15 protein-coding genes are annotated in these 12,648 nt (G+C 67.5%); 8 read left to right on the top strand and 7 right to left on the bottom strand.

What is annotated here, in order from left to right:
- The first annotated feature begins 78 nt into the window (after positions 1-78).
- Positions 79-672 carry a uracil-DNA glycosylase family protein gene (locus EDF58_RS19100; protein WP_132268430.1) on the top strand — a complete coding sequence of 198 codons (594 nt, stop codon included), beginning with the start codon at positions 79-81 and terminating at the stop codon, positions 670-672.
- A 17-nt stretch (positions 673-689) separates the two neighbouring features.
- Here the strand turns inward: EDF58_RS19100 and EDF58_RS19095 are convergent, their stop codons facing one another.
- A complete protein-coding gene (locus tag EDF58_RS19095; protein ID WP_132268428.1) occupies positions 690-1,544 on the bottom strand; it encodes a MipA/OmpV family protein in 855 nt (284 codons plus the stop codon).
- Positions 1,545-1,662: 118 nt separating this feature from the next.
- On the bottom strand, positions 1,663-2,223 hold the full coding sequence (locus EDF58_RS19090; RefSeq protein ID WP_243654369.1) for a GNAT family N-acetyltransferase: 561 nt from the start codon (positions 2,221-2,223) through the stop codon (positions 1,663-1,665).
- 68 nt (positions 2,224-2,291) lie between these two features.
- Here EDF58_RS19090 and crtY point away from each other — a divergent pair, with 68 nt between their 5' ends.
- From crtY to EDF58_RS19060, 6 genes are all read left to right on the top strand, one after another.
- Positions 2,292-3,497 (top strand): lycopene beta-cyclase CrtY, encoded by a 1,206-nt coding sequence (crtY, locus tag EDF58_RS19085; protein WP_132268425.1) that lies wholly within the window; start codon positions 2,292-2,294, stop codon positions 3,495-3,497.
- On the top strand, positions 3,494-4,972 hold the full coding sequence (locus EDF58_RS19080) for a phytoene desaturase (protein WP_132268423.1): 1,479 nt from the start codon (positions 3,494-3,496) through the stop codon (positions 4,970-4,972). The genes crtY and EDF58_RS19080 overlap by 4 nt, the downstream gene beginning before the upstream one ends.
- On the top strand, positions 4,969-5,418 hold the full coding sequence (locus EDF58_RS19075) for a hypothetical protein (RefSeq protein ID WP_132268421.1): 450 nt from the start codon (positions 4,969-4,971) through the stop codon (positions 5,416-5,418). Before EDF58_RS19080 ends, EDF58_RS19075 begins: the two co-directional genes overlap by 4 nt.
- 3 nt (positions 5,419-5,421) lie before the next feature.
- Positions 5,422-6,018: a TIGR00730 family Rossman fold protein gene (locus EDF58_RS19070; RefSeq protein WP_132268419.1), complete on the top strand. Its 597-nt coding sequence runs from the start codon at positions 5,422-5,424 to the stop codon at positions 6,016-6,018.
- 51 nt (positions 6,019-6,069) lie between these two features.
- Positions 6,070-7,053 carry a phytoene/squalene synthase family protein gene (locus EDF58_RS19065; protein WP_132268759.1) on the top strand — a complete coding sequence of 328 codons (984 nt, stop codon included), beginning with the start codon at positions 6,070-6,072 and terminating at the stop codon, positions 7,051-7,053.
- 424 nt (positions 7,054-7,477) lie between these two features.
- A complete protein-coding gene (locus EDF58_RS19060; RefSeq protein WP_132268417.1) occupies positions 7,478-7,627 on the top strand; it encodes a lmo0937 family membrane protein in 150 nt (49 codons plus the stop codon).
- Positions 7,628-7,754: 127 nt separating this feature from the next.
- Here EDF58_RS19060 and EDF58_RS19055 read toward each other — a convergent pair whose 3' ends face one another.
- Positions 7,755-9,014: a multidrug effflux MFS transporter gene (locus EDF58_RS19055; RefSeq protein ID WP_132268415.1), complete on the bottom strand. Its 1,260-nt coding sequence runs from the start codon at positions 9,012-9,014 to the stop codon at positions 7,755-7,757.
- A gap of 136 nt (positions 9,015-9,150) precedes the next feature.
- On the opposite strand from EDF58_RS19055, the gene dinB reads away from it, so the two are divergent.
- Positions 9,151-10,272, top strand: a complete 1,122-nt coding sequence (gene dinB / locus EDF58_RS19050; RefSeq protein ID WP_132268757.1) for a DNA polymerase IV — start codon at positions 9,151-9,153, stop codon at positions 10,270-10,272.
- A gap of 71 nt (positions 10,273-10,343) precedes the next feature.
- Here the strand turns inward: dinB and EDF58_RS19045 are convergent, their stop codons facing one another.
- The 4 genes from EDF58_RS19045 to EDF58_RS19030 form a co-directional block, all read right to left on the bottom strand.
- The gene (locus tag EDF58_RS19045) at positions 10,344-10,892 is read right to left on the bottom strand and encodes a GNAT family N-acetyltransferase (RefSeq protein WP_165921486.1); all 549 of its coding nucleotides are present in this window, start codon (positions 10,890-10,892) and stop codon (positions 10,344-10,346) included.
- Entirely contained in the window at positions 10,882-11,277 is a 396-nt protein-coding gene (locus EDF58_RS19040; RefSeq protein WP_243654368.1) for an NUDIX domain-containing protein, read from the bottom strand. The genes EDF58_RS19045 and EDF58_RS19040 overlap by 11 nt, the downstream gene beginning before the upstream one ends.
- An 83-nt stretch (positions 11,278-11,360) precedes the next feature.
- Positions 11,361-11,981, bottom strand: a complete 621-nt coding sequence (locus tag EDF58_RS19035; protein WP_132268411.1) for a 6-phosphogluconolactonase — start codon at positions 11,979-11,981, stop codon at positions 11,361-11,363.
- 197 nt (positions 11,982-12,178) lie between these two features.
- Positions 12,179-12,637, bottom strand: a complete 459-nt coding sequence (locus tag EDF58_RS19030; protein WP_132268409.1) for a DNA starvation/stationary phase protection protein — start codon at positions 12,635-12,637, stop codon at positions 12,179-12,181.
- Between the last annotated feature and the right edge of the window lie 11 nt (positions 12,638-12,648).

Genomic DNA, 12,648 nt, shown 5'->3' with positions numbered 1-12,648 from the left:
GTCCGGTCCCCGCATTTCGCCCTTTCACTCCGGTCCCGCTTGCGGAGAGGCCAGGGGCGCGCCATCTGAACGAGGACAATGTCGCTTGCCACCGATCTTCCCGACCTGCTGACGGCCATTCGTGCCTGCCGCCTCTGCGAGGATCGTCTTCCCCACGCTCCGCGGCCGGTGGTGCAGGCCGCGCCCAGCGCGCGGCTGCTCATCATCGGGCAGGCGCCGGGCAGCAAGGTCCACGCCAGCGGTCACGCCTTCGATGACGACAGCGGCGACCGTCTGCGCGACTGGACCGGGATCGACAGCGCGACATTCTACGATCCCGCGCTCATCGCCCATATGCCGACGGGATTCTGCTATCCGGGCAAGGGTAAAGGCGGCGACCTGCCGCCGCAGCCGGCCTGCGCGCCGCTCTGGCACGCCCGCCTGCTCGCGGCGCTGCCGGGACTTCGGCTCACCCTGCTGGTGGGCCAATACGCGCAGAAGCGCTACCTGCCGCGTGGTTTCGCGCCGAACCTGACAGAGGCCGTGCACCGATGGCGGGATGCGCCGGAGGGACTGTTCCCCCTGCCGCATCCTGCCTGGCGCAGCCGCATGTGGATGGCGCGCAACCCCTGGTTCGAGGCCGAAGTGCTGCCGGACCTGCGCGAACGCGTCCGGCACGCACTGCGCGGCTGAAGGGCGGCCGGACCGCCTCAGAAGGTGTAGGCGATGCCCGCGCCGACGGTCCACTGGTCGGAACTGCCGCGAAGCGACGTATAGGGCGTGTTCTTGCCGTCCTTCAGCATGGCCGAGTAATTGAGCGCTCCGAACAGTGCGAAACCGCCATCGCGCAAGTCGCCCGAGAGGTCGTAGCCGACCAGGGCGCCCAGACCTACCGTGTCCCAGCCGCTTTTCGCTTCGTAGACCGGCAGGCCGGACGCGGCGGACTGCTCGGGCGTCACCGAGTAGTAATAGCGGGCGTAGTCGCCGTCGGCATGGTGCGCGCGGGCGTTCACCGCCACGACCATCGCCTTGCTGACCGGGGTCATGTAGGTCACCTGCGGCTGCCAGACCATGCCGCCGTAAGCGCCGTTGACGTCCCACTTCACATCCGCGGAAACGGTGAGGGAGTCGTAGGGATTGAGCAGGCGATTGACCGTCACGCCCGCCGTTCCGCCCACCTCGATGGCGGCATCGAGCTTGCCGGCGGCGCGCACGACATCGTCCTTGATGCGGCGGTTGCGGTTGAACGACACGCCGAACACCGGACCGGCCGAGAAGTCGATCTTGGAGCCGCGGGTCGAGGGGATGAGGTTGAAGGCAAGGCCGCGGGTACGGGGATTGACCTCGATGCCCTTGTACCGCCCCTGCACCACCGGGATGGGCGAGAAAGTCTCATCGTCCGAACCTTCGTAGCTCGGGCCGTAGAGGGCACCGACGCCGATCGTCAGGTGATCGCGCTCATAGACGTTGTCGGAAGCGTCAGCCTCCTGCGCAAAGGCAGCCGTTGCCGAAAAAGCGGAGATGCAGGCGCCGGAAACGAGAGCGGCGATCAGGGGTATGCGCATGGGAATCCTTGTCAGGTTTCCCCGCGCAACGCCTGCACACCCCTAAGGGTTGCCCCGGAGTACCTCCGGAATGGATTGAAAAAATGGCAAAATATTCGGGAACTTTATCCGACCCGGATCATGCAGCCTGTTGCGGAAGGCTCTGGTCGCCCTCGCCGAGCTGGCGCTGCATGAGGAAGACGTCGAGCCACTTGCCGTGCTTCCACCCCGCCCCGTCCAGCGTCGCAACCGGGCGGAAACCCGCGCGGGCATGAAGCACGACAGAGGCCGGTTCGCTCTCGGCAATGACCGCGAAGGCTTGCCGGAAACCGCGCGTTTCGCACTCTTCGAGCAAGGTGGCGAGCAGGCGTCCGCCGATGCCCCGCCCGATGCAGGCCGGTGCGACGTAGATCGTCGTCTCCACACTGTAGCGATAACCGGCACGCGGGCCGTAGCGATGGGCGAAGCCGAAGCCGATCACGCGGCCCTGCTCGCCTGCCGCGCCGCCTTCGCGCACGACGAGGAATGGATAGCCGGCATCGACGATATCGCGGATCCGGCGCTCGCTTTCCGCAAGGTCAGGCGGCTCCGTCTCGAAAGTTGCGGTACTTTCGAGCACATAGTGTGCATAGATCTCGGTAATGGCTGCGGCATCCTCGATAGAAGCGCTGCAGACGGTCAATTCCTCGGTCATTGTCATCACAATGCCGCAAAGCCCGTGCCCTGCCAAGTTGCGGCAGGCATAACCTGTCCTTAAACGGTACTCCGATGGCCACTTTTTCCTCCGATCTGGCAATTTTGGGCGGCGGCCTCGCCGGATCGCTGATCGCGCTCGCCATGGCGCGGCACAGGCCGGACTTGCGCGTCCTCCTCGTGGAGCGGGAAGACCGGCTGGGCGGGGACCATGTCTGGTCCTTCTTCGAGACCGACGTGACGCCCGCGCACCGCGACCTGGTGGAACCGCTGATCGCCCGGCGCTGGAGCGGCTACGACGTCCACTTTCCCGGCTACTCGCGGATGCTGGCCACGCCTTATGCCAGCGTGACCAGCCAGCGGCTGGACATGATGGTCCGCGCCGCCCTGCCCGCCGAAGCCCTGCTCACTGGCGTTGCCGTGGCCGAAGCCGGCCCGCAGCACGTCGTGCTGGGCGATGGCCGGCGCCTGAATGCCCGGGCGGTGATCGACGCGCGCGGCACTCACGGCTTGCCCCATATGGCAGGGGGCTGGCAGAAGTTCCTTGGCCAGATGCTGCATCTTTCGGTGCCGCACGGCCTGGAACGGCCGGTGGTGATGGATGCCCGCGTCGACCAGCTCGACGGCTATCGTTTCGTCTATTGCCTGCCTTTCGGCGCGCGCGAGGTCTTCGTCGAGGACACCTATTATTCCAGCGACCACCGGCTCGATGCCGCCGCCTTGCGCCAGCGCGTGGGGGATTACGCCCAGGGCATGGGTTGGCATGTCGATTCCGTCACCTATGAGGAGACGGGCGTGCTGCCGGTCATCGCGGGCGGCGATTTCGAGAAGTTCTGGAACTGCGCGCCGGATCCCTCCGTTGCCCGGGCCGGAACGCGCGCCGCACTGCTTAACCCGATGACATCCTATTCCTTTCCCGATGCTGTAAGATTTGCCATGCACCTGACCACTCTCGACAACCTCTCCGGCGACAGCCTAGGAAGGACGAGTCATGCATGGGCCGCAAATCACTGGCGCGGGGGGCGCTTTTACCGGATGTTGACGCGCATGCTGTTCGGGGCCGCGCGCCCGGAGGAACGCCGGGCCGTGCTCGCGCGGTTCTACACCCTTCCCGAAACGCTGATCGAGCGCTTCTACGCGGGCCGTCCCGCCCTGGCCGACATGGCGCGCGTGCTGGCGGGCAAGCCGCCGGTACCGCTGGGCGCGGCGATGGCCAGCCTTGCTGGACGCGGCTATCCGCTGGCGGACCTAGCGCCCGCAACCGAAAGCCGTAACCGATGAAGAAGGCCTGTGTCATCGGCGCCGGCTTCGGCGGTCTCTCCCTTGCCATCCGGCTGCAGACGTCCGGCATCGAAACCACGCTGGTGGAAGCGCGCGACAAAGTGGGCGGCCGCGCCTACGTCTGGGAGCGCGATGGCTTCACCTTCGACGCCGGCCCCACCGTCATCACCGATCCCGATGCCCTGCGCGAACTGTGGACGCTCTCCTCGCAGGACATGGCGGACGACGTCGACCTGATGCCGGTCATGCCGTTCTACCGGCTCAACTGGACCGACGGCGTCACCTTCGACTATTCGAACGACGAAGTGGCCTTGCGCCGCGAGATCGCCCGCGTCGCCCCGCGGGATGCGGCGGGCTACGACGAATTCGTGCGCTACGCCGCCGGGGTCTACCAGGAAGGCTACGTCAAGCTGGGGCACGAGGCCTTCCTCGATTTCTCCAGCATGGTGAAGGCCGCCCCGGCGCTGGCCCGCTATCAGGCGTGGCGCTCGGTCTATTCGATGGTCAGCCACTATGTGAAGGACGAGCACTTGCGCCAGGCGCTCTCGTTCCACACCCTGCTGGTGGGCGGCAACCCGATGACCACCAGCGCGATCTACGCCCTGATCCACAAGCTGGAAAAGGACGGCGGGGTCTGGTGGGCGCGGGGCGGCACCAACAAGCTGGCGCAAGGCATGGCGCGCCTGTTCGAGCGGCTGGGCGGAACGCTGCGCCTCGGCGAAAAGGTGGTGCAGATCCACACGCTGGGCGATCAGGTCACCGAGGTCGAGACCGAAAGCGGCTGGAAGCAGCGCTTCGACGCGATCGCCAGCAATGGCGACATCATGCATACCTACCGCGAGCTGCTCTCGGGCAACCAGCGCGGGCAGGACATGGCGCACAAGCTGAAGAAGAAGCGCTTCTCCCCCAGCCTCTTCGTGGTCCATTTCGGCCTGGAAGGCACCTGGCCCGGCATCCCGCACCATACGATCCTGTTCGGCCCACGCTACAAGGGCCTGCTCGACGACATCTTCGAACACGGCGTGCTGCCGCGCGACTTCTCGATCTACCTCCATCACCCGACGGTCACCGACCCGTCGATGGCCCCGGCGGGCAAGAGCACGTTCTACGCGCTGGTCCCCGTGGCCAACATGGGCAAGCTGCCGATCGACTGGGCGGAAGTGGGCCCGATCCTGGAAAAGCGGATCCTGGCCGAAGTCGGCCGCAGGCTGATCCCGGACATCGACGACCGCATCGTCACCAGCTTCCGCTACGCCCCGCCGGACTTCGAAAGCGACCTTGGCGCCTATAACGGCAACGGCTTCAGCCTCGAACCGCTGCTGACCCAGAGCGCCTATTTCCGCGGCCACAATCGCGACGACAAGCTGAAGAACTTCTACTTGGTGGGTGCCGGCTGCCATCCCGGCGCGGGCATTCCCGGCGTCGTCGGTTCGGCCAAGGCGACTGCGAAGCTGATGCTGGAAGGGTTAAAATGACGGTAGCCGAGCCAGCCAGGGCGCTCCACGCCCTGAACCTGGCCTGGGGCTGGACCGGGGTGGACTTCGCCGAGATCGCCGGCCAGAGCCTGATGGGGCACCTGCTGGCGATCGACCGCAAGGGAACGTTCCACTACGTCGATCCCGATATACTGGCCGTGACTCCTCTGGGAGACGAATCCGCGGCGCGGCGCCACATGGCGCTGCCCGAAACCAAGGCCATCTGGCGCGCCGATGCGCTGGTCGATGCGGCCACGCAGCGGCTTGGCCTGACGGTCCTGGGGGAAGTCTATAGCCGGACGCTTTCCGCGATCCTGTCCGGCGACTATGGGCATGAAAACCTGGTCCGGATCGACCTCGTCGACCTGATCTACCTGACCGGCGACCTCGCCCGGCAGACCCGCGATCTGCCGGACGGCGCGCGGGTACAACTGAAGGCTACCTGAGTCATGAAACGCATCGCCGTCTACTGCGGCTCCGCCACCCCCGCCGATCCCCGCTACGTCCAGCTTGCCCGCGACGTGGGCTCGGCCCTTGCCGCCCGCGGCATCGGCGTCGTCTACGGCGGCGGCCGCCTGGGCCTGATGGGCGCCGTGGCTGCCGGCGCGCTCGAACAGGGCGGCGAAGTGATCGGCGTGATCCCCGAGGCCCTCACCGGCGCCGGCGGCAAGGGCGGCGAAGTGGCCAACCACGACTGCACCGAGCTTCACGTCGTCAAGACCATGCATGAGCGCAAGGCCGAGTTCACGCGCCTGTCCGACGCGTTCCTGGTGCTGCCCGGCGGCGTGGGCACCATGGACGAGCTGTGGGAAGCGGTAAGCTGGGCCCAGCTCGGCTATCACGACAAGCCGGTGGGCGTGCTCAATTCCTTCGGCTTCTACGACGGGCTGCTGGCTTTCAACCGCCACATGGCCGAAGTCGGCTTCGTGCGCCCGGCCCACCAGGGCATCATCCTGGCCGAGACCGAACTCGACCTCCTGCTCGAACGCATGGAGGCCCACGAGCCGATCGTCCCGATCGTCAGGATGGACCCGGACACGCTGTGAGGCTTGCGGGTGGCGACTGACAACCTCCTCGAAACCGCGGCCCGAAACGGCATGCTCCAGGGCGGGGTGGCGCTCGATCGCGCCCGCCTCGTCAAGGAGGCCCACCGCTCCATCCGCAAGGGATCGAAGAGTTTCTCCGCCGCCAGCCGCCTGTTCGACCGCGAGACGCGTGAGCGCGTCTGGCTGCTCTACGCCTGGTGCCGCGCCTGCGACGACATTGCCGACGAGCAGGATCATGGCCGCGCCACCGGCCCGGTGCGGCTCGGCACCCGACTCTCGCCCGAGGACCGGCTGGCGACGATCCGCACCCTCACCGAACTGGCGATGGCGGGCGAAACCACCGGAACGCCTGCCTTCGACGCACTTGGCCAACTGGCGCGCGAAGTGCCGCTGACGGACGCCATGGTCGAGGATGTCCTGGCCGGTTTCGCCCTCGACGCGGCCGACTGGCGCCCGCGGACACAGGCGGACATGCTGCGCTATTGCTATCACGTCGCCGGCGCGGTGGGCGTGATGATGGCCGCGGTCATGGGCGTCGCGCCCGATGACGACGATACGCTGGACCGCGCCTGCGACCTCGGCATCGCCTTCCAGATCGCCAATATCGTCCGCGACCTCTGGGAAGACGACGCACAGGGGCGCTGCTACCTGCCGATCGAATGGCTGGTGGAGGCGGACATTCCGCCCGGCGAAGTGACCAAGCCGCACTACCGGGCGGTACTGGTGCCGATGGTGGCCCGCGCCTGCGCCCTCGCGCGGGACTACGAAAGCTCCGCCAGAGTGGGCGCGACGCGCCTGGCTTTCCGCCAGCGCTGGGCCGTGCTCTCGGCAGCCAATATCTACGGCGGCATCGCCCGCGAAGTCGAACGCCTCGGCGCCCATGCCTGGGATCACCGCGTCAGCACCTCGCGCGGCGAGAAGCTGACTCATGTCTGGTCGGCGCTCGAAGAAGCGCGCAGGCTGTCCGACGCGGCAGGGGACGCGCCCCGCCCCGCTCTCTCGCGGCGGCAATTGAGAGCCCTGGCCAAGACTTGATGAACGGGGGGATGCGCCACACGGCCATCCACTGAGAAAGCCGGGGCCACGCCTGCCTTGCGCGGGGCAGGACCACAGGCGATCCGGGAAAACGAAAGCCCGAAGGCTCCGGCTTGCTGGACGTCGCGGCCGACCTTGCGGCTCTGCGAAACGATATGCGGTGGACCCGAGGAACTCGCGGCGAGATGCGCCCAAGGGCGATTCGCGGTCGCAGGGAGACCATGCCGCGACTTGCCCCGGCGGACAACCGGAGCGCCCCTGCCAATCTGCCGCCCGCGCCGCGCCTGAGACGAACCGTTACGCGGCCCGATCCTGCCCGGATTCGCGCCAAGCGCCATGAAACATATGAAAACCACGGCGAACCGGTGGGAGCCTCCCGCCCCCCGGTGCGTTTCACAATTTGTAACAATTAGGGAGAACCGCCATGCTCTTCACCATTGCCGCCATTCTGCTGGTCCTCTGGCTCCTCGGCTTCGTGGTATTCCACGTATCGAGCGCGCTGATCCACGTCCTGCTGGTCATCGCGATCGTCGTCGGCCTCGTCCAGCTCTTCCGCGGCGGCCGAGCGGTCTAGCACCGACACGGTGATCGCTCCGCCTTGCCACAGGTGAGGCGGACGGCACGAAAAAGCGACCCGGGGCCACGCGCCCTGGATCGCTTTTTCATGTCCGGCGCCGCCGAAAGCGCGCAGCGGCCGCGTCTCAGGGACGCTTGCCGGGCGCGTAGTAGCCGGGAGGATAGTTGAGACGGCGGAACAGCCTGCCGCGCTCGGAATAGAGCACGAAGATCAGCGCCGTCAGCCCTGCTGCCACCATCGATGCCAGGATCGGCCGGGGCGTGCCGTCATAGGCCTGCCCGATCAGCGCGCCCAGCACGGCGCCCATCACCATCCGCACGAACGACATGATCGAGGCCGCCGCCCCCGCCGTGCGCGCGAAAGGCTGGATCGCGATCGACTGGAAGTTCGAGCCGATGAAGCTCATCATGCACATCGAGAAGGTCATCAGCGGAATGAAGACCCACAGCGTCTCGCCCTCTAGAGCGAGGAAGAAGTGCAGCACGGAGCTGGCGATATAGCCGAACAGCGCCGTCTGCGAGACGCGCCGCGCGCCGTAGCGCTGCACGATCCGCGAATTGACGAAGTTGGTGGAGGCCATGACCAGTGCCATGCCGCCGAACACCGCGGGGAAGAAGAAGCCGGCGCCGAAGTGCTCGGCCACCAGCTGCTGCGCGCTGTTGATATAGCCGAACATCGCGCCCTGCACGAAGCCCACGCCGAAGAGATAGCCCACGGCCTCACGCGTGCGCAGCGTGAGCGCCATGTTGGTGGCGATCACCCTGGGCCGGATTTCCTGGCGGTAATCGGGGTGGAGCGTCTCGGGCAGGCGCAGCGCCGTCCAGATGCAGACGCACGTGCCCAGCACGCTGATCAGGCCGAATATCCAGCGCCATCCCGCCACCAGCATGACGCCCTGCCCCACCATCGGCGCGATCATCGGCACGACCATGAACGTCATCGACACCAGCGATTGCATGCTCGCCATCCGGTCGCCCTCGAAGCGATCGCGAATGACCGTCATCGGCATGACCATCAGCGCCGAAGTGCACAGCCCCGCCACGGCGCGCGCGGCCAGCATCATCGGGAACGTGGTCACCACCGCGCAGGCCAGCGCGCTCAGGACATAGGCGGCAATTGCGAAGAGCAGCACCGGCCGGCGTCCGTAACGGTCGGCGATGGCGCCGGGAAACAGCGAGCCGAGGCCCGTGCAGATCAGGAACACCCCCACGATCAGCTGTCGCTGATTGGGATCGACGACCGAAAGGTCGCGGCTGATCTCGCCCAGAGCGGGCAACATGATATCGATCGAGAGCGCCTGGAGAGCCTGCAGCGCGGCCATGAGGACGACGAACTCGACCCCCCGCATCGGAAACGGCGCGGGATTCGCTGTGTCGGAGGTCATCCCCGGCGCATGCAGCACTTGGACCGGACTGGCCAGCTTTTTCGCGCCCGGGCTCATGCTTTTACCGGCCCGTGCTTTTGCCGGTCCCTGCTCTTGGACGTATACGGCCTATATCGCCGCGGCCTATAGGACCATGATGGCAGCGCACGAAACCGAATCGGCCGCCGGGGACGAAGCGGACGGCCTGCGCAAGGTCATCCATGTCGACATGGACGCCTTCTACGCCAGCGTGGAACAGCGCGACGATCCCGCCCTGCGCGGCAAGCCGGTGGCGGTGGGCGGCTCCTCGCTGCGCGGGGTGGTGGCCGCGGCCAGCTACGAGGCGCGCACTTTCGGCGTCCGTTCAGCCATGCCCTCGGCCCGGGCGGCGCGGCTCTGCCCGGACCTGATCTTCCGCAAGCCCCGCTTCGAGGTCTACCGCGAGGTGAGCCAGCAGATCCGCGCGATCTTCCACGACTATACCCCGCATGTCGAACCGCTCTCGCTGGACGAAGCCTATCTCGACGTCACCGCCGATCTCAAGGGCATCGGCTCCGCCACCCGCATCGCCGAGGAGATCCGCCGGCGCATCAAGGCGGAAACCGGCCTGACCGCCAGCGCCGGGGTTTCCTACAACAAGTTCCTGGCCAAGCTCGCCAGCGACCAGAACAAGCCCGACGGGCTCTGCGTGATCCGCCCCGGCAAGGGCGCCCAGTTCGTGGCCGTCCTGCCGGTGCGCCGTTTCCACGGCGTGGGCCCGCGCGGGGCCGAGAAGATGGCGCGGCTCGGCATAGAGACCGGCGCGGACCTGCGCGCCCGGGACATCGGCTTCCTGCGCGCGCAGTTCGGCAGCTTCGCGGAATACCTCTACCAGGCCGCGCGCGGGGTGGACCTGCGGCAAGTGCGCGCCAATCGCCCGCGCAAGTCGGTAGGGGGCGAGCGCACGTTCTTCGACAACATCCAGGGCACCGAAGCCCTGCGCGAGACGCTCGGCAATATCGTCGACATCGTCTGGGAGCGGGTGCAGCGCGCCGAAGCCCGCGGGCGCACGGTCACGCTGAAGCTACGCTACGCCGATTTCCAGACGCTCACCCGCGCGCGTTCGCTGCACCATTTCGTGGCGGACAAGGCGGAATTCTCCGCCCTCGGCCATGCGCTGCTGGAGGAGCTGCTGCCCCTGCCCCAGCCGATCCGGCTAATGGGCCTGACGCTTTCGGCGCTGGAACGCGGCGAGGAAGACAGCCGGCCGCCCAAGGATGGGCAATTGCCGCTACTCTAGCAGAAGAGGCGATCCGGCCGGACGGTCGTCCCGGCCCCCCGTCACCCCCTCCCCCATCAACCCGCCCCCCGTCACCCCTCGCGCACCAGCACGACCCGCGCGCCACTGGCGCCCGTCAGCCGGTCGACCTCGCGGTAGCCCAGCTTTTCCGCCAGCTTCAGCGACGCCAGATTCGCTTCCGCGACGATGCAAGCCGTGCGCCGCGCCCCGTGCGCATCGAACCATTCAAGCGCCGCGCGGCCGGCCTCGGCGGCATAGCCCTGCCCGTGGAACCCGGAGGCCAGGGTCCATGTCATTTCCACCTCGGTTTCCGCCCGCGCGCCCAAGTCGCGCATGAAGCGGGCATGGCCGAGCTTGCCGACATAACGGCCCGACGCCTTCTCCAGCACCGTGAACTGGCCGAAGCCTTCGAGCGTCCAGTGCCCGACATCGCGCTGGAACCGCGCCCAGGCCTCGGCACGGCAAAGCGGAGATCCGCCGATATGGGTAACGACCTGCGGATCGCAGAACATCTGGCGCATCGGCTCGAAATCGGAGCGGATCGGGCGTCTCAGCAGGAGGCGCTCCGTTTCGAGGCCGATCGGCGCAGCCTCGGCGCCCTCCACCCGGTCATCGCGCATATTCGGACACCCACAACTGCAATTCGCCCGGAAGCCGCGCCGCCATCCGTGACGGCAAGGCATCGAGGGCGAAGAAACGGGCCTCGACGATCTCGCGGCCATCGACATGCGGGCTGTCCTGCGTCCGGCCCGCGACGATGTGGACGTGATTGCTCGCGCCCACGAGGTCCTCGGTGGCGACCATGAGCAGCCGCGCATCGGCCAGCGTGCAGCCGGTTTCCTCCAGCAATTCGCGCCGCGCCGCCGTGACCGCCTCCTCGCCCCGGTTGAGACCGCCGCCCGGCGGCATCCATTTGCCCGAACCGTAGGAATGTCGCACCAGCAGCACCTGTCCCCGGGCATCGAGCGCGAGCACCCGCACCCCGTCGAGACGCGGGCGCCGCACCCGCCACACCTGCCTGCGGCCCCAGTGGGCCAGGCGGTAGAGCGTCCGGTGCAGCGGCGCCGGGAGCAGGTTCAGCAGGCCGTTCAGCAGAAGCAGGTCACCTTGTGCCGGGCCGCGCGCAGCAGCCGGGCGACGGGCAGGTCATGCTCGCCCTGGATCGCGGCGTCGAACACGGCGCGCTTGTCGGCACCGCGGATCACGAAGACGATCTCGTCGCTGTCGGTCAGCGCCGGGATCGTCAGGCTCAGGCGGTCGAACGGTGCTTCGGGCGGCAGCGGGTCGGGGGTGATCCGGCGGACCGCGTGGGGATCGTCGACCTGCGGGTCCGTGTTGGGAAAGAGCGAAGCGATGTGCCCGTCCCCGCCCATGCCCAGCCAGGCGATGGCAAAGTGCGGCGGCTGAGCCTCTTCGGCCAGCGGCACGATCCTTGCGCCGACCGGCTCCAGGCGGGCGCGGATCTTGCCGACATTGCTGGCGGCATGATCCTCGTCGACGATGCGGTCGTCTCCCGGCCAGACCGCGATGCGGTGCCAGGGCAGGTCCATCGCCGCCAGCCGGTCGAAGATCGGGAACGGGGTGGAGCCGCCGGGGACGGTGATCGCGATGTCGTCCGGGCTGGTCGCCAGCGCGGCCCTGAGGCGCTCGGCAAACCAGGCGGCGATGGCGCCATCGTCGGCGCCTTCGATGATTTCGAGTTTCGGCATCCGCGTTGCTTAAGCCGGTTTTGCCGATTGCGCGAGAGGGAGCTTGCGTCCAGCCCCCGGCGGCCGAACCTGTAAACGCGAACGGCGCCGCCCCCGGTGGGGAGCGACGCCATCCTGCTTCCGGAACGGACCCGCAAAGGGACGGCGTTTCCGCGCCGGAAAGGGCCAGCCCGCAGGCGGGTGGCCCCTCATTCCTGTCAGGCGAGAATTTCGCGCAGGAACCAGGCGCGCTGCTCGGCCTGGTCGGTCCAGTCGTCGATAATGCCGTCGGTGGCGTTGTCGCCCGCTTCGCCGGCCAGTTCCTTGGTGGACTTGAGCGCCGCGACATAAGCGCTGTTGTCTTCGAACAGTTCCTTGACCATGCCCATGGCATCCAGGCCGGTATCGTCCTGGTTCGCGACCGAGGTTTTCGCGGCGATCGAGCCGATCGAGGTCATGGTGGTGCCGCCCAGCTTGCGAACGCGCTCGGCAATGAGGTCGGTCAGGCCAAAGATCTCACCGGCCTGGGTGTCGAACAGCAAGTGCAGGTCATGGAACTGCGGGCCGCGGACGTGCCAGTGGAAGTTCTTCGTCTTGATGTAGAGCGCGAAGGTGTCGGCCAGCAGCCCGTTCAGGCTGTCGATCAGAGCGGCCCTGGAATTGTCCTTGGATGTCATGCCGTGGTTCC

It is taken from the genome of Novosphingobium sp. PhB57, assembly GCF_004342985.1.
Taxonomy (GTDB): Bacteria; Pseudomonadota; Alphaproteobacteria; order Sphingomonadales; family Sphingomonadaceae; genus Novosphingobium.
Note: the sequence above shows the minus strand (reverse complement) of the source record. Positions and strands in the feature narration are given on the sequence as shown.